General features: G+C 73.3%; 24 protein-coding genes and 1 pseudogene. 8 read left to right on the top strand and 17 right to left on the bottom strand.

Annotation, left to right across the window (positions count from 1 at the left end):
* Position 1: 1 nt before the first annotated feature.
* The 7 genes from ACFWUZ_RS05960 to ACFWUZ_RS05990 form a co-directional block, all read right to left on the bottom strand.
* Complete coding sequence (locus ACFWUZ_RS05960; protein WP_384367718.1) at positions 2-1,228, bottom strand: glycosyltransferase; 1,227 nt, start codon at positions 1,226-1,228, stop codon at positions 2-4.
* A complete protein-coding gene (locus tag ACFWUZ_RS05965; RefSeq protein WP_384367721.1) occupies positions 1,225-2,001 on the bottom strand; it encodes a polysaccharide deacetylase family protein in 777 nt (258 codons plus the stop codon). The genes ACFWUZ_RS05960 and ACFWUZ_RS05965 overlap by 4 nt, the downstream gene beginning before the upstream one ends.
* A complete protein-coding gene (murJ, locus tag ACFWUZ_RS05970; protein ID WP_384368082.1) occupies positions 1,991-3,760 on the bottom strand; it encodes a murein biosynthesis integral membrane protein MurJ in 1,770 nt (589 codons plus the stop codon). The genes ACFWUZ_RS05965 and murJ overlap by 11 nt, the downstream gene beginning before the upstream one ends.
* Positions 3,761-3,882: 122 nt before the next feature.
* On the bottom strand, positions 3,883-5,232 hold the full coding sequence (locus tag ACFWUZ_RS05975; RefSeq protein WP_384367724.1) for an O-antigen ligase family protein: 1,350 nt from the start codon (positions 5,230-5,232) through the stop codon (positions 3,883-3,885).
* Positions 5,232-6,770, bottom strand: coding sequence for an exopolysaccharide biosynthesis polyprenyl glycosylphosphotransferase (locus ACFWUZ_RS05980; RefSeq protein ID WP_384367727.1), 1,539 nt, complete (start codon positions 6,768-6,770; stop codon positions 5,232-5,234). Before ACFWUZ_RS05980 ends, ACFWUZ_RS05975 begins: the two co-directional genes overlap by 1 nt.
* A complete protein-coding gene (locus ACFWUZ_RS05985; RefSeq protein WP_384367730.1) occupies positions 6,767-7,954 on the bottom strand; it encodes a glycosyltransferase family 4 protein in 1,188 nt (395 codons plus the stop codon). The genes ACFWUZ_RS05980 and ACFWUZ_RS05985 overlap by 4 nt, the downstream gene beginning before the upstream one ends.
* Positions 7,955-7,973: 19 nt before the next feature.
* Positions 7,974-9,059: a DUF3344 domain-containing protein gene (locus tag ACFWUZ_RS05990; RefSeq protein WP_384367733.1), complete on the bottom strand. Its 1,086-nt coding sequence runs from the start codon at positions 9,057-9,059 to the stop codon at positions 7,974-7,976.
* 187 nt (positions 9,060-9,246) lie between these two features.
* On the opposite strand from ACFWUZ_RS05990, the pseudogene ACFWUZ_RS05995 reads away from it, so the two are divergent.
* The 5 genes and pseudogenes from ACFWUZ_RS05995 to ACFWUZ_RS06015 all read left to right on the top strand — a co-directional run bounded on the left by ACFWUZ_RS05995 (position 9,247) and on the right by ACFWUZ_RS06015 (position 12,204).
* Positions 9,247-9,485: pseudogene (locus ACFWUZ_RS05995) on the top strand (chaplin).
* Between the two features lie 118 nt (positions 9,486-9,603).
* Positions 9,604-10,014: a rodlin gene (locus tag ACFWUZ_RS06000; RefSeq protein ID WP_384367736.1), complete on the top strand. Its 411-nt coding sequence runs from the start codon at positions 9,604-9,606 to the stop codon at positions 10,012-10,014.
* A gap of 252 nt (positions 10,015-10,266) precedes the next feature.
* Complete coding sequence (locus ACFWUZ_RS06005) at positions 10,267-10,500, top strand: chaplin (protein WP_384367739.1); 234 nt, start codon at positions 10,267-10,269, stop codon at positions 10,498-10,500.
* 119 nt (positions 10,501-10,619) lie between these two features.
* Positions 10,620-11,675: a chaplin gene (locus ACFWUZ_RS06010; RefSeq protein ID WP_384367742.1), complete on the top strand. Its 1,056-nt coding sequence runs from the start codon at positions 10,620-10,622 to the stop codon at positions 11,673-11,675.
* A 181-nt stretch (positions 11,676-11,856) separates the two neighbouring features.
* Complete coding sequence (locus ACFWUZ_RS06015; RefSeq protein ID WP_384367745.1) at positions 11,857-12,204, top strand: hypothetical protein; 348 nt, start codon at positions 11,857-11,859, stop codon at positions 12,202-12,204.
* A 68-nt stretch (positions 12,205-12,272) separates the two neighbouring features.
* Here ACFWUZ_RS06015 and ACFWUZ_RS06020 read toward each other — a convergent pair whose 3' ends face one another.
* Together ACFWUZ_RS06020 and ACFWUZ_RS06025 are read right to left on the bottom strand one after the other, a co-directional pair.
* The gene (locus ACFWUZ_RS06020; RefSeq protein WP_384367748.1) at positions 12,273-12,512 is read right to left on the bottom strand and encodes a chaplin; all 240 of its coding nucleotides are present in this window, start codon (positions 12,510-12,512) and stop codon (positions 12,273-12,275) included.
* A gap of 144 nt (positions 12,513-12,656) precedes the next feature.
* Positions 12,657-13,085 (bottom strand): hypothetical protein, encoded by a 429-nt coding sequence (locus ACFWUZ_RS06025; RefSeq protein ID WP_384367751.1) that lies wholly within the window; start codon positions 13,083-13,085, stop codon positions 12,657-12,659.
* Between the two features lie 313 nt (positions 13,086-13,398).
* Here ACFWUZ_RS06025 and ACFWUZ_RS06030 point away from each other — a divergent pair, with 313 nt between their 5' ends.
* Positions 13,399-13,809 (top strand): rodlin, encoded by a 411-nt coding sequence (locus ACFWUZ_RS06030; RefSeq protein WP_384367754.1) that lies wholly within the window; start codon positions 13,399-13,401, stop codon positions 13,807-13,809.
* Between the two features lie 122 nt (positions 13,810-13,931).
* On the opposite strand, the gene ACFWUZ_RS06035 is transcribed toward ACFWUZ_RS06030, so the two are convergent.
* Positions 13,932-14,573 (bottom strand): vitamin K epoxide reductase family protein, encoded by a 642-nt coding sequence (locus ACFWUZ_RS06035; protein ID WP_384367757.1) that lies wholly within the window; start codon positions 14,571-14,573, stop codon positions 13,932-13,934.
* 192 nt (positions 14,574-14,765) lie between these two features.
* On the opposite strand from ACFWUZ_RS06035, the gene ACFWUZ_RS06040 reads away from it, so the two are divergent.
* Positions 14,766-15,536: a DUF6227 family protein gene (locus ACFWUZ_RS06040; RefSeq protein WP_384367760.1), complete on the top strand. Its 771-nt coding sequence runs from the start codon at positions 14,766-14,768 to the stop codon at positions 15,534-15,536.
* A 163-nt stretch (positions 15,537-15,699) separates the two neighbouring features.
* On the opposite strand, the gene pfkB is transcribed toward ACFWUZ_RS06040, so the two are convergent.
* From pfkB to ACFWUZ_RS06055, 3 genes are all read right to left on the bottom strand, one after another.
* Positions 15,700-16,650 carry a 1-phosphofructokinase gene (gene pfkB, locus ACFWUZ_RS06045; RefSeq protein WP_384367763.1) on the bottom strand — a complete coding sequence of 317 codons (951 nt, stop codon included), beginning with the start codon at positions 16,648-16,650 and terminating at the stop codon, positions 15,700-15,702.
* Positions 16,647-17,408 carry a DeoR/GlpR family DNA-binding transcription regulator gene (locus ACFWUZ_RS06050; RefSeq protein WP_384367766.1) on the bottom strand — a complete coding sequence of 254 codons (762 nt, stop codon included), beginning with the start codon at positions 17,406-17,408 and terminating at the stop codon, positions 16,647-16,649. Before ACFWUZ_RS06050 ends, pfkB begins: the two co-directional genes overlap by 4 nt.
* Before the next feature lie 149 nt (positions 17,409-17,557).
* Entirely contained in the window at positions 17,558-19,174 is a 1,617-nt protein-coding gene (locus ACFWUZ_RS06055; RefSeq protein WP_384367769.1) for an MFS transporter, read from the bottom strand.
* A 62-nt stretch (positions 19,175-19,236) separates the two neighbouring features.
* Between ACFWUZ_RS06055 and ACFWUZ_RS06060 the strand changes: the two genes are divergently transcribed.
* Positions 19,237-20,193 (top strand): helix-turn-helix transcriptional regulator, encoded by a 957-nt coding sequence (locus ACFWUZ_RS06060; RefSeq protein ID WP_384367772.1) that lies wholly within the window; start codon positions 19,237-19,239, stop codon positions 20,191-20,193.
* A gap of 120 nt (positions 20,194-20,313) precedes the next feature.
* Here ACFWUZ_RS06060 and ACFWUZ_RS06065 read toward each other — a convergent pair whose 3' ends face one another.
* The 4 genes from ACFWUZ_RS06065 to ACFWUZ_RS06080 form a co-directional block, all read right to left on the bottom strand.
* The gene (locus tag ACFWUZ_RS06065) at positions 20,314-21,306 is read right to left on the bottom strand and encodes an RNA polymerase sigma factor RpoD/SigA (RefSeq protein WP_384367775.1); all 993 of its coding nucleotides are present in this window, start codon (positions 21,304-21,306) and stop codon (positions 20,314-20,316) included.
* A 495-nt stretch (positions 21,307-21,801) separates the two neighbouring features.
* Positions 21,802-22,584 carry a dioxygenase gene (locus tag ACFWUZ_RS06070; protein ID WP_384367778.1) on the bottom strand — a complete coding sequence of 261 codons (783 nt, stop codon included), beginning with the start codon at positions 22,582-22,584 and terminating at the stop codon, positions 21,802-21,804.
* A 110-nt stretch (positions 22,585-22,694) separates the two neighbouring features.
* A complete protein-coding gene (locus tag ACFWUZ_RS06075) occupies positions 22,695-24,224 on the bottom strand; it encodes an MFS transporter (RefSeq protein WP_384367781.1) in 1,530 nt (509 codons plus the stop codon).
* Between the two features lie 70 nt (positions 24,225-24,294).
* Positions 24,295-25,002 carry a TetR/AcrR family transcriptional regulator gene (locus ACFWUZ_RS06080; RefSeq protein WP_384367784.1) on the bottom strand — a complete coding sequence of 236 codons (708 nt, stop codon included), beginning with the start codon at positions 25,000-25,002 and terminating at the stop codon, positions 24,295-24,297.
* Positions 25,003-25,106: the final 104 nt, after the last annotated feature.

Here is a 25,106-nt window from a genome sequence, read left to right on the forward strand (position 1 = left end):
ATCAGCCGGTGCCGGGACCGGTTCCGGAGCGGGCCGTCCCGCTCGGCGCCCCGGCCGCGGGGACCCGCGGCTCCGCCGGCGGCCGGGCCGCGGAGCCCGGGGCGGCCGCCAGCGCGAGGGCGTAGACCTCCAGGAGCCGGCGGGCGCTGACGGCGATGTCGTAGCGGCGCACCACCGGGGGCGGCGGGAGCCGCCGGGCCCCGGCCTCCATGTGGCCGCGCAGGGCGGCGACCAGCTCCTCCGTGCCCGGGCCGATCCGGCGGGCGCCGGGGGCCTGGTCGGCGGGCAGGTCGTCGATCGCCGGACAGGTGACGTGCAAGACGGGCAGTCCGGCGGCCAGCGCCTCGACCACCGCGAGCCCGAAGGCCTCCTCGCGCGACGGGGAGACGAAGACGTCCATCGCGGCCAGCAGCGCCGGGATGCCGGGGGTGCGGCCGTCCGCGCTGTCGCCCAGCGGGTCCCGCTCGCCCAGCAGGTGGATGCGGTGCTGCGCGCCGAGCTCCCCCGCCAGCCGGCGCAGCTCCGCGCGCTCCGGCCCGTCCCCCGCCAGCAGCAGGTGCGCCCCCGGCAGTGCGGCGACGGCCCGCACCAGGACGTCGAACCGCTTGCCCGGCACCAGCCGGCCGACCCCACCGACCACGAAGGCCCGTTCCGGCAGCCCGGTCCGGGCCCGGGTGGCCCGCCGCACCCCCTCGTCGAAGCGGAAGCGGACGGCCTCGATCCCGTTGGGTACGACGTGTACCCGCGCGGCCGGCACCCCCCAGCCTTCCAGCCGGGCGGCCACGGTGTCCGACACGGCCACGGTCGCGGCTCCCAGGCGCTCACTGGCCAGGTACAGCGCCCGGACCCCGCCCGACAGCGGCCGGCCCTCGATCTCGCCCTCGCCGAGGGAGTGTTCGGTGGCCACGGTCGCCCCGACCCCCGCGAGCCGGGCGGCGAGGCGCCCGTACACACAGGCCCGGTACAGGTGGGTGTGGACGAGGTCGTACTCGCCGCGCCGGATGAACTTCACCATCCGCGGCAGTGCCCCCAGGTCCCGGTTGCCCCGCATGCCCAGGTGCACGACCCGGACCCCGTCGGCCCGCAGCCCCTCGGCCACCGGTCCGGGATTGGTCAGGGTGAGCACCTCGCTGCGCATGGGCAGGTGCCGCAGCAGCAGCCTCAGTTGCTGCTCGGCCCCGCCGACCCCGAGGCCGGTGATGATGTGGAGCGCCTTGACCTCCTTCACCGGAGCACCGCCCCCCGCAGCTCGCGCGTGCGGTGGCGCAGCTGCTTGATCCGCAGCCGGGCCCCGCCGTCCGCCTGGCTGACGTGCGTACGCGGCAGGGCGTGCGGGCCCGCGAGCGGTCCGGGATCGATGGCGCAGGCGTACCCGTACCCGGCGGCCCGGGTGGCGGCGACGACGCGGGCGTCGAGGTGCCCGTACGGGTAGCAGAACCCCTCGGGCAGGCTCCCGGTCAGCTCGCGCAGCAGGTCCCGGCTGCCCCGCAGCTCCTGCAGGAGCACGTCGTCGGCGGCCGCGGTGAGGTCCTGGTGGAGCAGCCCGTGGGAGCCGATCTCCTGTCCCGCCTCGGCGACCTCGCGGATGCCCTCGGCGGTGAGCAGGGACTTGCGCGGTCCGAGCGGGTCCCAGACGTTGTCCACGCCGAGCCGCCCGGGCAGGACGAACAGGGTGGCGGTGCAGTCGTAGCGGCGCAGCAGGGGCAGCGCCCGGGTCAGGAAGTCGGTGTAGCCGTCGTCGAAGGTCAGTCCGACCAGCCCGGCGCCCCGTCCGGCCGCGCGGGCCCGGAGCAGTTCGCCGACGGACACCCCGCGCAGGCCCCGGGAGCGCAGCCACAGCAGCTGCGCCTCCAGGGCGCGGGGGGTGACGGTGATCCCGTACGGGTCTTCGGCGGGGTCGGTGAAATCGGCGACCGAGTGGTACATCAGGACCCACGGCGAAGCGGTGCGGCGGGCGGGGCCCACCACGGCGGCGGGCGCCGTTTCGGTGTCAGCGGACATTGCGGAACCTCTGGGTGAGCTGGGAGATCTGGGCGGGCAGAGCGGTGACTTCGAGGGCCCGTATGGCCATGCCGGTGGCCCCGAACATGGCCGGGACGAGGAGGCAGCCGAGGGCGGCGCTGAGCCGGGGGTCGGGGATCATCGGCCCCGCGATCCAGCCGGTGGCGCAGGCGGCCGCGGCGGAGACGGCGAGCCGGCCGATGCTGACGGCGACCCGGCGGACCTGGATGGCGATGATCCGCGACCCGAGCCCGGTGAGCAGCAGGACGGCGGTGGTGGTGATGCCGGCCGCGTTGGCGGCGGCGATGCCGCAGGTGCCCCACCAGCCGGCTGCGAGGGCTCCGGCCGCGATGTTGACGAGCAGGCCGGCGCCCATCGCGAACGCCGGGAACCAGATGGGCCGGGCGGTCGAGAAGAAGGGCCGGGACAGGGCGCCGACGAGGCAGTGGCCGAGGAGTCCGAGTCCGTAGACCCGCATGACGGAGGCGGTGGCGAGGGTGTCCTCGTGGGTGAAGGCGCCGCGTTCGAAGAGGACCTCGATGATCTGCGGCGCGTACCCGATGACCAGTGCCGTGCCCATGAGGACGGCGAGGCAGGCGAGGGCGAGGTCCTGTTCGACGCGGCGGCGGGCCTTCTCCGGCTCGCCTCCGGCCATGGCCTGGGCGACCACGGGGAAGGTGACGGTACAGATCATCAGGGAGAGCACCATCGGCATCTGCGCGACCTTCTGCGCGTAGTTGAGGTGCGAGATCGCTCCGGACGGCAGGGACGCGGCGAGGAAGCGCTCGACCAGCACCTGCGACTGCCGGAAGACGGCGAAGAAGATGACGGGGGCGATGACCCCGAAGGCGATCAGCGTGGGCCGGTCGCGGTCGCGCCGGCTGCGCGGGGCGCCCTTGGGGCGGCTCGGGCCGAAGCCCACGTGCCGGATGAAGGCGGGGAGCTGGACGAGGACCATCAGCAGCCCGCCGGCGGCCACCCCGGCGGCGGCGGCCCGGACCCCCCAGAGGGTGTGCAGGGCCACCATCGTGCCGATGATCCCGACGTTGTACGAGACGTAGATCGCGGCGGGCGGCAGGAAGGACCGGTGGGCCCTGAGGGCCGCGCTGAAGTATCCGGCGATGCCGAAGGAGACCACGGTCAGGGCGGTCAGCCGGGTGCACTGGACGGCCAGTTCGGGGTCGGGCAGGCCCGGTGCGAGGACGGCGACGACCAGCGGCGCGGCGAGGACCAGTACGGAGGCCACCGCGGCCAGCAGCACGGCGAGCCGGGGCAGGGTCGCCCCGACGAGCAGCCGTACGGGGTCCTGTGCCCGGGCCTCCTGGCGGGTGAGCCCGGACCGGACGGCCGCCCGGCGGGCCAGGGCGTGGCTGAAGGCGGGCACCATCAGCAGCGCCATGGCGTCCTCGATCAGCAGCGTCGAGGCCATCTCGGGCACGGTCCAGGCGATCAGGAAGGCGTCGCTGTCGTGCCCGGCTCCGAAGAGGTGCGCGATGGTCTGGTCCCGCACCAGCCCGAACACCGCTCCGGCGGCGGTCAGTCCGGCGGTGACGGCGGCGGCCTTCGCCAGGAACCGCCCGAGCGGGGCGGGTCCGTTCCCGCCCGGCGCGGCCGGCGGGCCGGACGGGGAGGGCGGCGGTTCGCCCGCGCGGTGCGGCGCCGTACGGCCGCCCGGCCGCGGGCCGTCCGCGGCCTGCGCGGCCACCCGCAGGCCGCCCCGCCCCGGCCGCCCGCCCGGGTGCGCCGCCGTGCCCGGCAGGACGGGGGCCCGGCCGGGCTCCGGGGTGGCCGGGGCCGGCTCGGGCGGGTGCGGCGGACGGCCCGTAGCCGCGGCGACCTCGGTCGCCGCGGCTACGGGCCGCCGCCAGGGCGTCGCATCCGTCACCGGGCCGCCGGCCCGTCGTGGGCCGGCCGGGCTGGTGAGGGGAGGGCCCACCAGGCGGCCAGACCGATGATCACCCCGGTGAGGACGGTGGACGGGCCGCCGATGTCCGCGTACAGGAAGTCGGTCAGCTGCCACACCAGGAGTCCGGTCGCGATCAGACCGCAGTCCCGGATCCCGGTCCCGGCGCCGGTGACGGCCCGGCGGATGCCCGCGACCAGCAGCACCGCCCAGCCCCCGGCCAGTGCGGTCAGCCCGATCAGCCCCTGCTCGCTGAGGATCAGCAGGTACATGTTGTGCGGGGAGAGCAGCGGCTGGCGGATGTACGCCTGTCCCGCGCCGGCGGTGTCGCTGCCGGAGGACAGGCCGAGGGAGGAGTGCCCGTCCCGGTGCGCCGGGAAGCCCTTGAGGCCCACTCCGGCCGCGGGCCGCTCGCGCCACATCGACTCGGCGGCGGCCCACATCGTGTAGCGGTCGGTCACCGACTGGTCGGGGGCGCTGGAGACCTGGGTGATGGAGGTCAGCCGCTCGGCGACCGTCTCGGAGCCGACCCCGAGCCCGCCCACCAGGACGACCCCGGCCGCCGCCAGCGCGAGCAGCACCTTCAGGGCGCGCCGGATCCCCGCCAGGCCCATCACCAGCACCGCCGCGGCGAGGGTGGCGATCCAGGCGCCCCGGCTGAAGGACAGCACCAGGGGCAGGACCAGTACGAGGGCCGCGGCCCCGGCGGCCTGCCGGACCCGCCGGGGCAGTCCCGGAGCGAGCGCGGCGGCGGTCGCCACGACCAGCCCGTAGGACACCACCGTCGCCATGCCCATGACGTCACCGGGGCCGAAGGTACCCACGGCCCGGATGTCCTCGCCTTGGTAGGAGGCGCCGGTGTGGGTGGCGTACTGGACGACGCCCACCGCCCCCTGCACCAGCGCCAGCACCACGAAGCAGCCGCCCGCCAGCCGGAACTCCCCGGCGTCGCGCACCAGCAGCACCACGGCGGCCGGGACGAGCACGAAGACCTGGAGGTAGCGCACGAAGCCCGGCAGGGCCGCGTAGGGGTCCCCGGCGGTCACGGTCGCGACGGCCAGGCCCACGGCGGGCATCCCCAGCACGAGCACGCCCAGCGGGGTCAGCGCCCGCACCCGGCCGCGCAGCGCCTGCACCGCGCAGACGAGCACGAGCAGCAGCGAGGCGGCGTCGGCCGGGCCGACCTTGCCGGAGGCGGTCGCGTCGCCCGCCGGGAGCGGGGCCAGCAGGAACAGCACCGTCGCGGCGAGCGGCAGCAGCGGCCAGTGCCGGCGCAGCAGGTCCGGCAGGCCGGGCCGGACGCCGTGCAGGGATACGGCGAGGCTCATCAGCTGCCCCCCAGCCGGAAGCGGAAGAAGGAGGCCGCGGTGCGGGCGAGGATCCACAGGTCCTGCCAGAGCGACCAGGTGTCGATGTAGTGGTTGTCGAAGCGGGCCCGGTCCTCGATGGAGGTGTCCCCGCGCAGACCGTTGATCTGGGCCAGACCGGTGATGCCGACGGGCATCCGGTGACGGGCCTCGTAGCCGGGGTGCAGGCTGCTGAACTTGGCGACGAAGAAGGGCCGTTCGGGACGCGGACCGACCAGGCTCATGTCACCCCGTACGACGTTCCACAGCTGGGGCAGCTCGTCCAGCGAGGACTTGCGCAGGAAGGAGCCCACCGGGCTCATCCTGCGGTCGCCCGCCACCGTCCAGCGGGTGGCGGCCTCGTGCTCGTCGGCGCGCAGGGTGCGGAACTTCAGCAGGGTGAAGGGGCGCCCGTACAGGCCGACCCGTTCCTGCCGGAAGATCACCCCAGGTCCGTCCCCGAGCCGTACGGCCAGAGCGCAGGCGCCCATCACGGGGGCGGCGACGACCAGCGCGAGCGCGGCGAGGACGGTGTCGATGCCCCGCTTGGCCCAGCGCTCCACGGGCCGCGCCGGGCGCGGCAGCAGCGGCTGTACGGCGTACCCCCACAGCTGGTCGGCCGGGTGCGCCACGCGCATGCCGGTCACCTTGGCGGTACCGGCCGGGTCGGCGAGCCAGAGCCGGCAGCCGTGGTCGTGGAAGAGCCGGACCAGGGAGGCGGTGCGCTCGTCGGCTTCGGCCGGGCGGGTGAACACGGCGTGGCGGACGGAGTTCTGGATGACCGCGCGGCGCACGTCCTCGTGGGTGGCGAGCACGGGCAGGCCGCCGGTGCGGCCCGGCTGCGCCTCCGCCTCGCCGGTGGGGGTGTCGGCGAGGCCCACGGGGCGCAGCCCGTACTCGGGGCGGCCGTGCAGGGCGGCGGCCACCGCGACGGCTCCCGCTCCGGGCCCGACCACCAGGGCGGAGGCGGGCCTGCGCACGGCGGCGCGGCGGCGGAGCTGGTTCACGAGGCCGCGGCCCGCGCACGCGAGGACGACCTGCACGCAGACGGCGGTGAGCAGCACGCTCCAGCCCAGGGCCCGGCCCGGGTCGAGGGCGCCGAGCACGGCCGCGGCCCCGCACCACAGGCCGGCGGACCGGCCGGCCAGCGCGGGCAGTTCGAGCAGCGCGGAGGGTGCCAGCCGCGGCCGGTACAGCCCGGCCTGCGCGTTCAGCGCGGCGAACAGCACGGCGGCCGGGGCGACGGCGGCGGCCGGCAGCGCGGTCGCCGGCAGGGCCGCCGCGGTGAGCGCGACGGCCAGGGCGTCGGCGGTCAGCAGCGGGATCACCCCGTCGCTGCGGCGGACCCGCCGCGGCCGTACGGCGGCCCGGGTCTGGCCGGTCCGGGGGCCGCGCGGGGGGTGGATGGCGGCCGCGGACCGGCGGGCCGCCGGGTGGGGCGCGGGCGCGAAAGCGCTGCCGCCGGCGGGCCCCGTACCGCCCTGCCCGGTGTGCCGGGCGGGTGCGCTGTCCATCGTCATCGGCTGATGCGCTCCTGGTTCAAGGGCCGGGGCCTGCCCAGCAGTTCGTGGTACAGGCCGGTGACCGCGTCCGTGGTCCGCCGCACGTCGAAATCCGTCCGGGCGTGCTGCCGGGCCTGCTCCCCGAGTTCGGCGAGCAGCCGCGGTTCGGCCAGCAGCCGTCCCAGGGCCTTGGCCAGCGCCGTCGGGTCCTCCGGCGGCACCAGGCACAGCCGTCCCTGGCCGGGCGGCAGGCTCTCCCGGGCACCACTGACGTCGGAGACCAGGACCGGTCGGCCGCAGGCCATGGCTTCGAGCGGGGCGAGGGCCATGCCTTCCCACCGCGACGGCAGTACAACGAGATCGGCGGCCCGAAGCCACGGTCGGATGTCGGAAGCGGCTCCGGCGAAGAGCACTCCGGGCGGGGCCGTGCGGCGCAGCCGTTCGCTGTCGGGGCCGTCACCGACGAGGGCGAGGCGCGCTCGGGGGACCGTCCCGACCGCCTCCGGCCAGGCACGCAGCAGGATGTCCTGCCCCTTCTGCTGGCACAGGCGGCCCACGCAGACGACGAGCGGCCCGTCCCCCCCGAAGCCGGCCGGCAGGGGGAGTCCGGCCCGCGCGTCGGCCTTGTCCTGGTGGGGGTCCGGGGATCCGGGGCGGAAGTGGTCCAGGTCGACGCCGTTGCGGATCACCGTCCAGGGGGCGGTGATCCCTTCGGTCTCGCCCGCGCGGCGTTCGGCCTCGCTGACGCAGAGCACCCGGTCGGCCCAGCGGGCCCCGTACCGCTCCCAGCGCAGGGCGAGCGCGGCGGTGGCCCCTCCGACCGCGTCGAAGGACCAGGCGTGGGGCTGGAAGACGGTGGGCAGGGAGCCGCGCACGGCGAGCCGCCCGGCCAGTCCCGCCTTGGCGCTGTGGGCGTGCAGCAGGTCGGGCCGGACCCGGCGGACCAGCCGCCGGGCGGCGAACACCTCGGCGGGCAGGGCGGGCCCGGGGGCGCGGCCCGCCCGCCAGGTGAGCACCGCGGCCCCGGCGTCCCGGGCGGCGTCGGCGAGGACGCCGCCGCGCGGGCATCCGACGACCGCGCGCAGGCCTGCGGCGGTCTGGGCGCGGACGAGGTCGACGACGACCCGGGCGACGCCGCCGTCCACGGGCTGGACGAGGTGCAGGACGGTCGTGGGCTGTGCGGTCGAAGGCTGTGTCGGCACGCGGAGCGGTCTCCTACGTTCAGCGGCGCGCGTCTGTCTGAACGAAGAGCACGCCGAGGAAATGACCCTGACTTTCGCCCGTGAACCTGAAACTCAGGCTCCGGGCGCCACCGGACAGAGCGGGACTCAGGTCGAACACGTCCGCGTCATATCCGAGACTATTCATATGTTCGGGCTGTCGCACGAACGAGTGGTTTCCGGATTCCGTGATGGTGGAATTCATGACATCATTAAAAGGATTTTCTTCATTTCCGAGGCTCACGTGGCGTCCACGGTCCGCCGTCACGGTGAGTGAGTCGCCGAGGCTCCCCCGGTCCCCGTCGTACGCGACCACCCCGGCCCGCCCCGCGGACCCGGCGGGCGCGTCCAGACCGTCGATCCCGACCGTCTCCCCGCCACCGGCGGCCAGGTCCTTGAATCCGTCCCACAGCGAGATCCTGCGCACCGGCTCCTGCGGGTGCTCGTAGGCGGCGACCAGTGTCCAGCCGCCCCAGGCGCCCACCTCGGAGTGCCCCATGGCGATGTTGAGCTGGGCGACCGTCCACATGCCGGCGCCGCTCCTGCGGACCAGCGGGGTCACGTCGGCGGAGGCCTGGTAGGCGTCGCTGCCCCCACCGGTGCGGTGGCCGATGACCGTGTCGGCCAGCACCTCCTTGTAGGCGCCGCCCGGTTCGGCGACCAGCACCCGCCCGCTGTCCTCCGGCGGCTTCTGCTCCCCCACCCTCAGGTTCCCGCCCCAGTAGAGCCGGGCGTACGAGACCTTCGCGCCCTTGGGGACCTTCAGCTCGGCCCGGGTCGAGTTGTAGGTGTCCGGGTCCTTGTCGACCTCGCTGTAGAACATCTCGAAGTCACTGTTGACCCCGGCCGCGCCCCGCTTGACCTCGGCACACAACTCGGCCTTCGGCGACTGCTCCTTGCGGCAGCTGATGCCCGAGTTGGAGGCCCGGACCAGCCCGCCGTGCTGGACCGCCTGATAACGCTGGGTGAACGGAACCCGCGGCAATTCCCTGGGCGTGGGAGCCGCAGCCGCCGTCGGGACGCTCACGGAAAGCGTGAGGCAGGACAGCAGACCGAGCGTGCCGAGGATTATGCGGGAGGAACCCATGACCCGGTCTCCGTATTCGATCAAGGGGACAAAACAGGAGTGCACTTTGTCAGAAATCGAGCTGGAAATCACGTCGGACTCGCTCGTACGGCCTTTTGGGCGACCGCACGCACCCTTGCCTCGGTCGGGTCGTTATGGCTTGCACCGTTCGAACGGAAAGGAAAAAGCGGAGATGAAGAAGCAACTGATGCGCGGCGCCACCCTGGCCGTGGCGACCGCCGCCGCCCTGACGGGCGCCGCGGACCTCGCCTCCGCGCACGGCGGCGACGGCGCCTCGCCCAGGGCGTCGCGGCCGGGTCCCCCGGCATGCTGAGCGGCAACCTGCTCCAGCTCCCGCCGCACGTCCCGGTGAACGCCTGCGGCAACACCGTCAACGTGATCGCCCTGCTGAACCCCGCGCTCGGCACCACCTGCGTGAACGCCTGAGCGTCAACCTCGCCGTCCGAAACGGCGGCATCCGGGTGAAGCCACGCAACCGGAACCGGGGCCGGGCCGTTGATCCGGATGCTCCACCACCGGGCAATCCTGCAAAAAAGGGACGATAATGATCAAGAAGATGATGGCTACGGCAGCGGTTGCGGCCTCGGTCGTGGGCATGGGTGCCGCCATGGCGCCGCAGGCGATGGCCATCGGGAACGACAACGGCGTCAACAGCGTGAACGGCAACGGCGCTGCGCAGATCTACGGCAACCAGTCCACGTACGGCAACATGAGCCCGCAGATGGCTCTGATCCAGGGCTCCTTCAACAAGCCCTGCATCGCCCTGCCGGCGAAGGCCAACGTCCAGTCGGTCCTCGCGCTCGTCAACGTCGGCGTCCAGGACATCCCGGTCCTGTCCAGCCCGCAGAACCAGCAGTGCACCGAGAACTCCACCCAGGCCAAGGGCGACGAGGCCCTCTCGCACATCCTCAGCAACATCCCGATCCTCTCCGGCAACGCCTCCGCCGGCAGCTGATCGCCCCCGCCTCCGAGGCCGCCGCACCTTCGGGTCGCGGCGGCCTCGCCGCGTACGGGCCCCCGCGGTGAACGGATCAGGCTGTGCACCCCGCACCGAGTGAATAGCGCGAAATCCGCCGTAGCCATGAATTCAGGCCGGACATCGGGGTTAATTTCCGACCGGCCGCCCACATCATGCGGTTTCTTTTTCCGCAACCGCTCGTTGTTATTTCTGCAGCGGATACGCCTCTGCGGGAAGGATCGAAATCAAATGAAGTACGAGAAGGCAGTGGTGCTGGCCGCCGGCGCTCTCATGGCCGCCGGTGCCGCCTCCCCCGCCATGGCCGACGCCGACGCCGCGGGCAAGACCGCCGGCTCCCCCGGTGTCCTCTCCGGCAACCTGCTCCAGGTTCCGGTGCACGTCCCGGTCAACGTCTGCGGCAACACCGTCAACGTGATCGCGCTGCTGAACCCCGCGTTCGGCAACACCTGCGTCAACGCCTGACGAAGCGCTTGTGCCCGCGAGGGCGAGCCTCCTCGGGGTGGCCTCGGAGTGCACGGCGGTGCACTCCGGGGCCACCTCCGATTCAGCACCGGCGTCCGCCGGTAGACAGGGAAGGACCCATGCGACAGGTACTGAGCCGACAAGTACTGGGCAAGGGGATGCTCACGGCGGCGGCCGCGTCGAGCCTGCTGTCCATCGCCACCGGCGCGGCCTACGCCCACGCCGGAGCGAGCGCCGAGGCCGCGCACTCACCGGGCGTGCTGTCCGGCAACAGCGTCTCGGTACCGATCACCTTCGCACCCAACGTGTGCGGCAACAGCGTGGACGGCGGTGCGGCGCTGAACCCCTCGATGGGGAACACCTGCGCCACCACGACCGGTTCCGACGCCGGCCCCACCTCCCAGCACGCGTACGAGCGCTACCTCAGCCCCGAGCACGCCGCGGCACTGGAGCGCCACCTCGACGAGCGGAACGCACGGCACGCCCTGCCGCAGCAGCGCCACGAGGAGCCGCGGTACGAGGCGCCGCGGTCCGGTCCGCGCCATGCGGCCCCGCGGCACGCCGCCCCGCGGCACGAGGAGCCGCGCCACGAGGAAGGCCGCGGCGGCTACGGTAGCTCCGGCGAGGAGGAGTGCGACGACCACCCCGGGTCCGTCCCGCCCCCGGCGCACCACGCGCCGCCGGCGCCGCCCCGCCCCCTGCCGGAGCCCGCCCCGGAGCCCGCGCCGGAGCCCGCGCCGGAGCCGCTCCCGGCACCCGCCCCGGCCCCGGAACCGGAGGCCCCGGCCCCGCTGCCCGCCCCGGTCGAGGAGGCCCCGGTCCCGCTCCCGGCGCCGGCACCGGTCGAGGAGGCTCCCGCCCCGGGGCCCCCGCGCGGCAGCCAGCCGGTGGAGAGGCCGGCCCCGGCCCCCCTCCCCGCGCCGGAAGCCGTCCCCCCGGCGGACCAGCCGCCGGCTGCACCCGCCGGTGACGCCCCCGTACACCTGCCGCCGGCACCCGAGTCCGCCCCGGCGCCCGCCCCCACCCCCGCGGAGGCTCCCGCCCCGGCCCCGGCGCACGTGAGCGCCCCGGTGCTCGCCGAGACCGGCGCGGGCGGGCCCGCGGCCGCGGCGGCCCTCGCCTCGGCGCTGATCCTGGGCGGCGCCATTCTGTACCGGCGCTCCCGGATCGCCTGACCCGCAATACGTCTCATCGGAAGAAATATCGGCCGGAGAATCCCTTGTCGGATTCTCCGGCCGCTGTCATGTACCCGTGCGATCGCGTTTCCGCAGGGGCCGCTGATCGTTACCCAAGGCGATAGCGGCGCGACCATCGCCGCTGACGCCTCTGCCCACGAAAAGAATGAGGATTTCGACAATGAAGCTCTCGAAGGTCGCCGCTGTCCTGGCCGGCTCCGTCGCCGCCCTCGGCGCCTCCGCCCCCGCCTTCGCCGCCGACGCACCGGCCGCCGTGCCGATGAGCCTGACCAGCGGGGTGACGGCGGTGACGGACGCGGTGAACCCCGTCTCCGAAGGATCCCCTCAGATCATCGGGGCCGCGCTGGCCGAGCAGGGCGAGGGCATCGACAAGGTCCTGGGTACCGTCCAGAAGGTCAACCAGGTCCGCAACAACGTGCCGGGCGAGGTGCTCGGCCTCGCGAACGGAGCCACCCAGGCGTCCCCCGAGCTCCTCGGCGGGGTGAAGCTCAACGGCGGCGCGCACTGAGCGGTCCGGACACGACTGCGGGCGCCACCGGCGAGGCCGGGGCGCCCACAGTCACGCGTGCACTGACGTCAGTCGTTGACGCAGATGTTGCCGAACGCGGGGTTCAGCGCACCGATGACGCTGACGGAGTTGCCGCAGATGTTCACCGGGATGTGGACCGGAACCTGGAGCAGGTTGCCGGAGAGGACACCGGGGGAACCCACGGCCGCGCCCTCGGCCGACGAGTCGGCGACGGCGGAGCCGGCGGCACCGGCCGCAGCGAGACCGGCGGTGGCCAGGACCAGGGCGGCCTTCTTGGCAGAGTTCATGGGAAGTGCACCTTCTGTTCGATGTTCTGCCCCGATTCGGGGCGCACACCGAGCGAAACGGTCCAGCTTCCCAGACGACACGGTTCCGCACACGATCAGACCTGTTCAGCTCAATAGTCGTAACCCCTGTGCGGCTCCCGATCGTTAGGGGAGGCTGCCCAGCCCGGCCCGCAGGGCCGGGAGGTCGGGGATGTCGGGGATCTCCGGCACCAGCTCCACCGGCGCGGCCGGGTCCGGCAGCGCCGGCGGGGTCAGCGGCGGCAGCGTGGGGAGCTCGATGCCCGGGATCTGCGGGAGGTCCAGGCCGGGGATCTCCGGCAGCTGGATCTCGGGGAGGTTGATCTCCGGGATGTTGAGGTCCGGCAGGGTGACGCCCGGCGGCAGCAGGCCCTTGATGGCGTCGAGGATGCCGTTCACGAGGTCGTCGACGGGTCCGGCGGCAGCGGCACGGGGGGCGGCGGTGCGCTCCGAGTCGCCGAGGGCGCTCGCCGGGGCGGCCGCGCCGAAAAGTATGGCCGCGGCGAGGGCCGACGGGACGAGGATGCGGGCGCGGGACGGCTTCGTGCGGTGCATGGGTGTTTCCTTCTCGGGTGCACGGAAGCGGACCTGAACGATCCGCTTTCTCACCCACCGTGCGAACACCTTTGACGGAGTGCAACCGGAGGGTTCGCGGCCCCGGCTCCGTACTCGCTCGTCATGCACGTCGCACGCGCTTCGGTCCGTGCTGCGTGCGGGCTTCGCGCAGGCGTCCGGAGGCTTCTCACCCGCGCCGGGGAAAACCGCGCCCCCCACAGACCGTTTGAGTGAAGCAGCGGAACCAAACCCCTGGCAGGGCAGTTGACCAGGGCGCTCCATCAGCGGGCACTCGTGCGACAGAAGGATCAAGATGTTCAAGAAGTTCATGACCGCCGCCGCGGTCTCCGCCGTTGCCATCGGCGCGGGCGCTGCGGCCGCGGCCCCGGCCATGGCCATCGGCAACGACAACGGGATCAACACCGTCAACGGCAACGGTGCCCAGCAGATCTACGGCAACCAGAAGACCCACGGCGACCTGAGCCCGCAGCTCGGCCTGGTCCAGGGCACGCTGAACAAGCCCTGCATCGGCCTGCCGGCCAAGGTCAACGCTCAGTCGATCCTCGCGCTCGTCAACGTCGGCGTCCAGGACATCAACGTCCTGTCGAACCCGCAGAACCAGCAGTGCACCGAGAACTCCACCCAGGCCAAGGGTGACGAGCCGCTCTCGCACATCCTCAGCAACATCCCGATCCTGTCGGGCAACGCCTCGGTCGGCAGCTGACCGCCTCACCCCGCGTCCTGGCGGACGACTCGAGCCCCTGAGGCCCGTGGAGCGGTGTGACGAGGGCCCCGGCAGCCTCCAGCTGCCGGGGCCCTCGCGTGCGCCGGTACGCCCGCGGGTCTTCAGGAGGTCCAGAACTCCCACCACCGGGTGAGGACCAGCATCCCGATCACCCCGGTGTGCAGCACGGGCGGCACCCAGGCGAACTCGGCGAAGAGGCCCCGCAGCGGGCCGGGCAGGGGGAGCAGGCCGGTGCGGACGGTGTGCGCGGTGACCGCCCAGAACATCACCAGGGTCGCCACCCAGGCGAGGCAGCACCACAGGCAGAGCGCGTTGATCTCGTAGAGCGACTGGGCCATCAGCCAGGAGCAGAAGCCGACGCCGAAGAACGTGCCCGCGTGCAGGCCCAGCCAGAACCAGCCACGGTAGGCGGCGCCCGCGAGGAGACCCGCGCCCACGCAGACCACGACGGCGTACGCGACCAGGCCCAGCATGGGGTTGGGGAAGCCGAAGGCCGCCGCCTGCTCGCTCTGCATCACGCTGCCGCAGGAGACGACGGGGTTGAGGCTGCAGGCGGGCTTGAAGTCCGGGTCCTCCAGCAGGAGGAACTTGTCGAGGGTGATCACCCAGGAGGCGAGCACACCGGCGGCTCCGGTGAGGACCAGCAGCCAGGCCAACCCCCTCGGGGCGGAGCCCCGTTCACCCTCGTGTCGTGTGCCGGGCCGCCCCTGCTGGCGGGGTACGCCCACTGTGTTCGTTGCCATGCCGCCCATAGTCCCGCGCTCCACCACAGAGCGGGCCGAACCGTGCTGATCCCTATGCAAGTTGACCTGAAGGGGTGGCGGGAACCCCCGTTGCTTCCCGGACGTTTTACCGAACCCCGGACGTGATGTCAGAGCCAGGGGCTACGTTGAGCTTCCGCGAAGTAACAAGCTGCGACGGCCTGGAGACCCACCTTGAGCGATCCGTACGAGACAACCGAGGCCCACCTCGATCGACTCCTGGGCCGCGCCCTCAACTCCTTCGACCTTCCGGACCGGCTGGTCGAGCGCCTCGCGACGGCGCTCGCCCACAGCTCTTCGCTCCATACCACCCACCACAGCCCGGCGACGGGCCTCTGGCGGGAGACCCGCCAGCACACCTATCTCCTGGCCGACGGCGGTTCGGTTTCGCTGTGGGAGCTGGCGTACCGGAAGGAGGGGACCCGGACCGTGCGCTTCGAGCTCTTCGCGAGCAAGGCGGAGACCTGCCTGGCCGTGACCCGGCTCTTCGGCGAGACCCCGGCCGAGGCGGCCCTGGACCCGGCGCTGCTCCCCTGCGACGAGCAAGCGGCCGACGACGCGGCGGTGCTGAGCGCGCTGCTGTCGGCCCCGGCGCCCGCGCACCGCCACCGGGAGTACACGGTCGAGCAGTCCGCCGATCACGCCCGGCGGGTGCTGCGGCGCGCGGAGAACGCGGACCGGCCCGGCGAGCCGACGGCGGAACGGCTGCGCTCGGCGTACGCGCATCACATCACCCAGGCGTTCGGCGCCCGCCACTGCACCACGGACGGGCGGGACGCCGGCTTCAGCCTGTACGAGCACGCCTTCGTCCTGCTGGACGGGGCGGAGGTCAGCCTGTGGGAGGTCGAGCACACCGCGACGCCGGACGGGCGGCACATGTGTGAGGTGTACGAGAGCGAGGCGGCCGCGCGCGAAGCCATGGAGCTGCGCGCGCGGGTGCGCTGAATCACCGCGTGGAACACCGCCGTGGAGCACCGCCGGGAACACCCCACAGAACATCGCGGGAAGCACCGCCCGTTCCCCGACGAGCGGGCGGCGCACCGGATCTCCCGGTGCGCCCTCGCGGAAACGGTGAGCCGCCGTCACCACCCGGCCCAGGTCATGGCCGTCACCGCGTGGAGGAGCCGGACAGCGGGAGGTCCAGGGGGAGTTCGCGGGTGACGTGCACCGCGGCGGGGCGCAGGTCCGAGGGGGACGGCATGGCGCTGCCGGGCAGCTGGACCGCGGCCGCCCCGTGGGCGAGGGCCGAGGCCAGGGCCGGAGCGCCGGTGCCTCCCGCGATCAGGAAGCCGGCCAGGGAGGCATCGCCCGCGCCGACGTCGCTGCGGACCGGGTCCACCGGCGCGGTGCCGTAGAAGGTGCCCTCGGCGGAGACCAGCAGCTGGCCGTCCGCGCCGAGGGAGGCCAGTACGGCGCCCGCGCCCAGCGAGCGGAGTTCCTCCGCGGCCTTGACCGCGTCGGCCAGGGTGGCCAGGGGACGGCCGACGGCTTCCGCCAGCTCCGCCGCGTTCGGCTTGACCAGGTCCGGCCGGGCCGAGAGGGCCGCGGTCAGGGCCGGGCCGGAGGTGTCCACGGCGACGCGGGCGCCCGCCTCGCGGGCCCGGGCGACCACGTCGGCGTACCACCGGGGCGCGAGGCCGGGGGGAAGGGTGCCGCAGCAGGCGATCCAGGCGGGGTGGCCGTCGCAGGTGCGGACGGTGTCCAGCAGCAGCGCGGACTCGGCCGCGGAGAGCGTCGGGCCGGCCGAGTTGACCTTGGTGAGGGTGCCGTCCGCCTCGACGAGGGTGACGTTGGAACGGGTCCGGCCGCCGATCGAGACCGCCGTGACGTCCACGCCCTGCGCGCCCAGGAGTTCGGCGAGCAGCGTGCCCGGTGCGCCGCCCAGGGGGAGCACCGCCGTCGTGCGGAACCCGGCGGCCGCCACCGCGCGGGAGACGTTGACGCCCTTGCCGCCGGGGTCGACCCGGTCGGCGGTGGCGCGCAGCACCTCTCCGCGGTCCAGCGAGGGGACCTCGTAGGTCCGGTCGAGGGAGGGGTTGGGGGTGACGGTGAGGATCATACGAGCACGACTTCCGTACCGGCGGCGACGATCGCCGCCTCGTCAGCGGGGGCGAGCCCCGTGTCCGTGATGAGCAGGTCCACCTCCGCGAAGGAGGCGAAGCACGCGAAGTGCTCCTGTCCGGCCTTCGCGGAGTCGGCGAGGAGGACGACCCGGCGGGCCGCGGCGATCGCGGCCCGTTTGACGGCGGCCTCCGCGAGGTCGGGGGTGGTGAGGCCGCGCCCGGCCGTGAAGCCGTTGGTCGCGAGGAAGAGGACGTCGGCCCGGATCTCGGCGTAGGCGCGCAGGGCCCAGGCGTCCACGGCGGCGCGGGTGCGGTGCCGGACGCGGCCGCCGACGAGGTGGAGGTCGATGCCGGTGTGGCCGGCGAGGCGGGCGGCGACGGGCAGCGCGTGGGTGACCACGGTGAGCGCGGCCTCCAGCGGGATCCCGGCCGCGAGGCGGCCCACGGTGCTGCCGGCGTCGAGGACCACGCTGCCGCCGTCGGGGAGTTCGGTCAGGGCCGCGGCCGCGATGCGGTCCTTCTCGTCGGCGGCGGTGGCCTCGCGCTCGCCGAGGTCCGGCTCGAAGTCGAGACGGCCGGCCGGTATGGCCCCACCGTGCACCCGGCGGACCAGGCCCGCCCGGTCGAGGGCGGTGAGGTCGCGGCGTACGGTCTCGGCGGTGACCTGGAACCGGTCGGCCAGGGAGAGCACCTCGACCCGGCCCGCCTCGCGGGCGAGGCGGAGGATCTCCTGCTGACGCTCCGGTGCGTACATGGGGGGTCGGGTCCGTCCGTGAGGGGGCTCGGCATGCCCGGTTCTGTGGCTTGCTCTCCACCGTACGGCGTCATGGCCCTAAAACAAAACAAACGGGCATGTCCGCCAACAAAAGCGGACATGCCCGGTGCAAGGGTCACACGGCGGGGCTATCCGGCGGGGACCTTCTCGGGGGCGAGGCCGGCCGCCTCGGGGCCGCCCTCCCGCTGAGCGGGCGGGAGCTGCCGGCGCGGCAGCATGAACATCACCGCGAAGATCACGACCAGGACCGCCACCACCCACCACAGCGCACCGCGGAAGGCCTCCACGTAGTGGGCGCCGGGGACGCTCTCGTTGTCGATCAGGCCGAAGAAGACCACGGAGGTGAGGCCGAGGCCCAGGGCGTTGCCCATCTGGCCGGTGGTGTTGATCAGGCCGGAGGCGGAACCGGCGTGCTCGCGCGGCACCTCGGAGAGGACGGTGTCGGTGAGCGGGGCCACGATCAGGCCCATGCCGACGCCCATGACCACCAGCGGGAGCGCCATCTGCCAGGAGGTGATGCCCATGCCGTAGTGCTCCGACTCCCAGATGTAGAGGAGCAGGCCCGCGGCCATGGTCAGGGCCCCCGCCTGCAGCACCTTGCGCCCGAAGCGCGGGACGAGCTTCTGTACGGAGATGCCCGCGGCGGCCGAGACGGCGATGGAGAACGGGATGCCGGTGGTGCCGGCGCGCAGCGCGCTCCAGCCGAGGCCCATCTGCATGTACAGCGTCCAGACCAGGAAGAAGATGCCGGTCGCGATGCCGAAGGTCAGCTGGACGGCGATGCCGCCCGCGAAGCTCTTGACCTTGAAGAGGGAGAGCTCCACGAGCGGGGAGCCATCCTTCTTGATCTTGTACTTCTCGTACGCGATGAAGCCGGCGAAGACGAACGGCGCACCGGCCATGCAGAGGAAGCCCCACAGCGGCCAGCCGTGCTCGCGGCCCTGGGTGAGCGGGAAGATCAGCATGACCAGGGCCAGAGTGGCGAGGACCACGCCGACCAGGTCGAGGCGCAGGGCCTGCGGGGCCTTGGACTCGGTGATGAACTTGCGGCCCAGGATCACTCCGGCGATGCCGACCGGCAGGTTGATCAGGAAGATCGGGCGCCATTCGAGGCCGAAGAGGTTCCACTGGGTGAGCAGCGCGCCGAGCATGGGGCCGGAGACCGCGCCGAGGCCGACGATCGCGCCGAACATGCCGAAGACCTTGCCCCGCTCGTGCGGCGGGAAGGTGACGTGGATGATCGCCAGGACCTGCGGGACCATCATGGCCGCCATGGCGCCCTGGAGGAGGCGGGAGGCGACGAGCATGCCCGGGTCGGCGGCGATGCCGCAGAGCAGCGAGGCGACGGTGAAGCCGGCGATGCCGACGAGGAAGAGGCGCTTGCGGCCGTAGATGTCACCGAGACGGCCGCCGGTGATCAGGCCGGCGGCGAACGCGAGGGCATAGCCGGCGGTGATCCACTGGATCGCACTCGTGGAGGCGCCGAAGCCGCCGCGCATGCTGGGTATCGCGATGTTGACGATCGTGACGTCGACCAGGTCCATGAAGGCCGCGGTCATCACGATGGCGAGCGCCAGCCAGCGGCGGCGGTCGGCGGGCGATCCGCTGCCCTGCCCGGCCGGGTCCTCGGGGGCGGCGCCGGGTATGTGGCCCGGGTCCGGTGCTGCGGCCGCGGCCTTGTCCCGCTCTTCTCGTACGGGCCCGTTCTCTCTTTCGGGCGATGTCCTGGACGTCTCGGTGCTCATGGAGAGAAACCTAGACGGCATGTAGGTCCGTCCGTGTCCTATTTCGCTGGCAACCTGGATTCATGACCGACACCCCGGCACGGCTGCTGTCCCTGCTGTCCCTCCTCCAGACCCCCCGCGAATGGCCCGGGAGCGAGCTGGCGGACCGGTTGGGGGTGAGCGCCCGCACGATCCGGCGGGACATCGAGCGGCTCCGGGACTACGGGTACCCGGTGGAGGCCACGCTCGGCGCGGAGGGAGGCTACCGGCTGGTGGCGGGGGCCGCGATGCCGCCGCTGCTCCTCGACGACGAGGAGGCGGTGGCGATCGCGGTGGGATTGCGGGCCGGGGCCGGGCATGCGATCGAGGGGGTCGAGGAGGCCTCCGTACGGGCGCTGGCGAAGCTGGAGCAGGTCCTGCCCTCGCGGCTGCGGCGGCGGGTGAGCGCGCTCCAGTCGGCCACGGTCGCGCTGACGCGCGGGGACGGGGCGAGCGTGGACCCCCGGACGCTGACGACGATGGCCTCGGCGGTGGCCGGCCCGGAGCGGCTGAGGTTCGCGTACCGGGCGCGGGACGGGGCGGACTCCAAGCGACTGGTGGAGCCTTACCGGCTGGTCAGCACGGGCAGCCGGTGGTACCTGATGGCCTACGACCTGGAGCGGGAGGACTGGCGGACCTTCCGGGTGGACCGGGTGAGCGAGCCGTTCGCGACCGGGGCGCGGTTCGCGCCGCGGGTTCTGCCGATGGATGCGGAGGCGTTCGTGCGCAAGGGGCTGCGGGGCGGCGAGACGTACCCGGTGGACGTCACCCTGGGGGCCGGTGCGGCGGAGCTGCCGCAGTGGCTGCGGGACCGGGAGCACGACCTCGTGGAGACGGCGGACGGGATGCGGGTCCGCTTCGAGACGGGCGAGCCGCCGGAGTGGCTGGCGGCCCGGCTGGCCCTGACCGGCCTGACCTTCACCGTGCACTCCCCGCCGGCCCTGTCGTCGGCGGCCGCCGACCTCGGCGCCCGCCTCTCGGCCGCGCCCGGCACCCGGTAGGAGGGAGCCCCGGCGCCTGGGGGGGATAGGCGCCGGGGCTCGTACAGGGGGGGGGTGGGACTCGTACCGCGGGAGCGGCTCGTGCCGGGGGCCGCGTACCGGAGGGGCCCCGGGGGCCCGTCAGGCCACGGCGTCGAAGCCGGTGTCGCGGGCCATGCGCTTCAGCTCCAGCAGGGCGTGCTTCTCGATCTGGCGGATCCGCTCGCGGGTCAGTCCGTGCTGCTTGCCGACCTCGGTGAGGGTCCGCTCGCGGCCGTCCTCGATGCCGTACCGCATCTTGATGATCGAGGCGGTGCGCTGGTCGAGCTTGCCCAGCAGGTCCTCCAGCTCCTCGCTGCGGAGCAGCGACAGGACGGACTGCTCGGGGGAGATCGCGGAGGTGTCCTCCAGGAGGTCCCCGAACTGGGTGTCGCCGTCGTCGTCCACCGACATGTTGAGGCTGACCGGGTCGCGGGCCCAGTCCAGTACGTCGCCGACGCGCTTCTCCGTCGAGTCGAGCGCGGCGGCGATCTCCGCGTGCTCCGGGTCCCGGCCGTTCTCGCGGTTGAACTCGCGCTGGATCCGGCGGATCCGGCCGAGCTCCTCGACGAGGTGGACGGGGAGGCGGATGGTGCGGGACTGGTCGGCGATGGAGCGGGTGATGGCCTGGCGGATCCACCACGTCGCGTACGTGGAGAACTTGAAGCCCTTCGCGTAGTCGAACTTCTCGACGGCGCGGACCAGGCCGGCATTGCCCTCCTGGATGAGGTCGAGGAGCGGCAGGCCGCTGCGCGGGTAGCGGCGGGCGACGGCCACGACGAGGCGGAGGTTGGAGCGGATGAAGACTTCCTTGGCGCGCTCGCCCTCCGCTGCCAGCGCCTCCAGCTCTTCGCGCGCGGGGCCCGGCGCGCCGTCCTCGCGGACCTCGGGCTCCAGGGCGCCGTCGAGGAGCTGCTGGGCGTACACGCCCGCCTCGATGATCTGGGAGAGCTCCACTTCCTTGGCGGCGTCGAGCAGCGGGGTACGCGCGATCTCGTCCAGGTACATGCCGACCAGGTCGCGGTCTGCGATCTCCCCGCCCACAGCGCGGGCGCTGCTCGTGGACTGACGACGGGCGACGGCGCGGGTTGCCATGCGTGCTCCCTAGCGATGAGTTCGGTCGCGGTGCGGCTGCCGGACGGCCGCCAGTGGTGCGGCGGTACGTCCCTGGACACTCTCCCGAGTGCCCGCTTCCGAAGGAAACAACGACTGGAATCGGGACAGAATTCCCACGTTGCCCCCTCTTTGTCGAGATCTTGCAGTATCCTGCCCCGCCGCGAGACGGGGCCGGATCCTGCGTGAATCCGCAGAGGTGCAGGTCAGGCCCGGGTGGGAGGCGGTCGGCCATCCTCACAGGGATGCGGAACCACCGCGTCCATGAGACAGCCGTCACACGTGACACAACAGTCCCTGCCCGGGAACGGCGCCGGTACCGGCGTCTGCGGGTGCGCTCCCACCCTGAAGACGGCCCGGGGCCGGTTCCGGTTGCCTGGACTGACGATCGAATGACCGGATATGCGGCAAGTATCCTTGCTGTCCGGAACGACTCCCCCATCGGCCGCGCCCCCGGCCGGTGGCCGCCCGGGCCCGCTACCCGAACTGCACGGAGCGCTTCGACAGGCCCATCCAGAAGCCGTCCACCGCGTCGCGGCGGGCACCGAGGTCCCCGGAGGCCTCGGCCGCGCCGAGGGTGACGAAGAGCGGGGCGAAGTGTTCCGTACGGGGGTGGGCCAGGCGGCCCGAGGGCGACCTGGCCTGGAAGTCGATCAGGGCGTCCAGGTCCCCGGCCACCAGCGCCTCGTGCCCCCACGCGTCGAACTCCGCCGACCAGGCGGGCACGCCCGCATGCCGCAGCGCCGCCAGGTTGTGGGTGAAGAAGCCGCTGCCGACGATCAGCACCCCCTCGTCGCGCAGGGGCGCCAGCTTGCGCCCCAGGTCCATCAGGCGGCGGGGGTCCAGGGTCGGCAGGGAGATCTGGAGGACCGGTATGTCCGCCTCGGGGAACATCTCGACCAGCGGCACGTACGCGCCGTGGTCGAGCCCGCGCCCGGGCAGGTCCTGCACCGGGGTGCCGGGGGCCCGTAGCAGCGCCCGCACCGAGGCGGCGAGCCCCGGGGCGCCCGGGGCCCCGTAGCGCACCTCGTAGTAGTGCTCGGGGAAGCCCCAGAAGTCGTGGACCAGCGGGACGGGTTCGGTGGCGCCGAGGGCGAGCGGGGCCTCCTCCCAGTGGGCGGAGACCATCAGGATCGCGGCGGGTCGGGGCAGGGACGCCGACCAGGCGGCCAGCTCGCCCGGCCAGAGCGGGTCGTCGGCGAGCGGCGGGGCACCGTGGCTGAGGTAGAGCGCCGGCATGCGGGCGGGGACGGGGATCATGGGGCGCTCCTCGGTCGTCGGTACGGGGAGGCCTCACACGACCGACCCCGCCTCGTTCAAATTTGAACAAGGCGGGGTCGTCAGTCATTCCCGGGAGCCGGAGCCGCCCGTCAGTGGGCGATCACCGGGACCTTGAGTTCGGCCTCCGCGGAGCCCTGGGCGACCGGCCCGCCACCGCCCGGGCGGCCGGTGTTGATCAGGGTCAGGGCGATGGCCGAGCTGGCGACCAGGATGCCGACCGCCCACCAGATCGCGGAGGCGTAGCCCTCGACCATGGCCTGGGCCTGGATCAGCTGCGCGGCCGCACCGCCCCCGGCGCTCTCCGCCGCGTGGTCCGCCAGGTACGCGGTGGTCGCCGAGGCGGCGATGGTGTTCAGCAGCGCGGTGCCGATGGCTCCGCCGACCTGCTGCGAGGTGTTGACCATGGCGGAGGCCACTCCGGCGTCGGCCGGGTCCACCCCGTGCGTGGCCAGGGACATGGCCGGCATGAACGCCGTGCCCATGCCGAGACCCAGGAGCAGCTGCGCCGGCAGGATCAGCGCCGGGTACGAGGAACCGACCTCCAGCTGGGTCAGCATCAGCATGCCGAGGGCTGCGACCAGGAAGCCGGGGCCCATCAGCAGGCGCGGCGCGACCCGGGTCATCAGGCGGGCGCCGATCTGGGTGGAGCCCGCGATCATGCCCACGATCATCGGCAGGAAGGCGAAGCCGGTCTTGACGGGCGAGAAGCCCTTCACGATCTGGAGGTAGTAGGTGAGGAAGAGGAACAGGCCGAACATCGAGATGACGGCCAGGCCGAGCGAGAGGTAGACGCCGCCGCGGTTGCGCTCCAGCAGGACGCGGAGCGGCAGCAGCGGGGACTTCACCCGGGCCTCGACGAAGACGAAGGCCGCCAGCAGCGCCGCCGAGGCGAGGAACATGCCCACGGTCACGCCGTCCGACCAGCCCGCGGACTCGGCGCGGGTGAAGCCGTACACCAGGGCGACGAGACCCAGCGTGGACAGGAGCACCCCGGGGATGTCGAGCGGCGCACGGTTGCGGCCGCCGGAGGGCTCGCGGATGACCAGCCAGGCACCCACGGCCGCGACGATCGCGAACGGGATGTTGACGAAGAAGGTCCAGCGCCAGTTGAGGTACTCGGTGAGGAAGCCGCCGAGGATCAGGCCGACGGCGCCGCCGCCGCCCGCGATCGCACCGTAGATTCCGAAGGCCTTGGCGCGCTCCTTGGCGTCGGTGAACATGACCGCCAGCAGCGACAGGGCCGCCGGTGCGAGCAGCGCGCCGAAGGCACCCTGGAGGGCGCGGGCGCCCAGCATCATGGCCTCGCCGTTCGCGGCGCCGCCGAGCGCGGAGGCCAGGGCGAAGCCGACGAGGCCGACGACGAAGGCGTTCTTGCGGCCCCACTTGTCGGCGATGCGGCCGCCGAAGAGGAGCAGTCCGCCGAAGGCCAGCGCGTACGCGGTGATGACCCACTGGCGGTTGCCGTCCGAGATGCCCAGGTCGGTCTGGGCGGAGGGCAGGGCGATGTTCACGATGGTGGCGTCGAGGACGACCATCAGCTGGGCCAGGGCTATGAAGACGAGCGCCTTCCAGCGGCTGGGGTCCGCAGCCGGCGGCGAGGTCGCGGCTGTTTTTGGCATGAGGGTACCCACTTCACTGTGCGGAATGACTGAAATAACCGAAAAAAGATACGTAAGACGCCTGGCTGGGTCATGTGGTTTTCCGTCTCAGCCCGTCGAAGGTGGCGGGCGAGCCGGGCAGTACGGAAGGGGCCGGGGCCCGCAACCCGTCCAGGAACAGCTGGAGGTGACGGTGGGCGAAGCGGTCCGCTTCGGGGCAGCCGGTGCCCGGCAGGGGGCGGCTGAGCTGGGACAGGGCGACCATCAGATCGCCGACGCCGATGTCCGTGCGGATCAGCCCGGCCTCCTGGCCGGCGGCCAGCATGGTCCCGACGGACTCCTCCAGGACCTCGCGCGCGTCGTGGAGTTCGGGATGGTCCCGGTCGAAGCCGTCGCCGAGCATCGGGCACAGCGCGCCGATGCGCTCGTCCGCGGCGGCGTGCGTGAACCGGCACAGCGCGGCGAAGGCGTCGGCCTCCTCCGCGAGGGCCGCCCGGGCCGTGGCCGTGACCCGGCCCATGACGAACAGCACGACGTGGTGGACGAGGGTGCACCGGTCGGGGAAATGGCGGTACAGCGTGGCGTTGCCGACCCCGGCCCGGCGGGCGACCTCGTCGAAGGGGGCGTTCGGGCCGAACTCGACGAACAGCTCACGGGCCGCCACCAGGATGCGCTCGCGGTTGCGCAGGGCGTCGGCCCGCGGCCGCGGCACGCGCCCGGGGGCGCCCGCGTCCACGGGGTGCGCCAGGGCGCACGCGGCGGCCGGCGCGCCCGCTGCGGTGTCGCTCGAGCTCTTCATTCCCGGGGCCTCCCTGGCGGCACGTACGGCCCGCCCAAACGGGGAGCCGGTCCCCACTTCGCGGGACTCACGTACAAACGGGGAACCTCTCCCCGGTTATTTCA

The sequence above is a fragment of the Streptomyces sp. NPDC058646 genome (assembly GCF_042716875.1).
Taxonomy (GTDB): Bacteria; Actinomycetota; Actinomycetes; order Streptomycetales; family Streptomycetaceae; genus Streptomyces.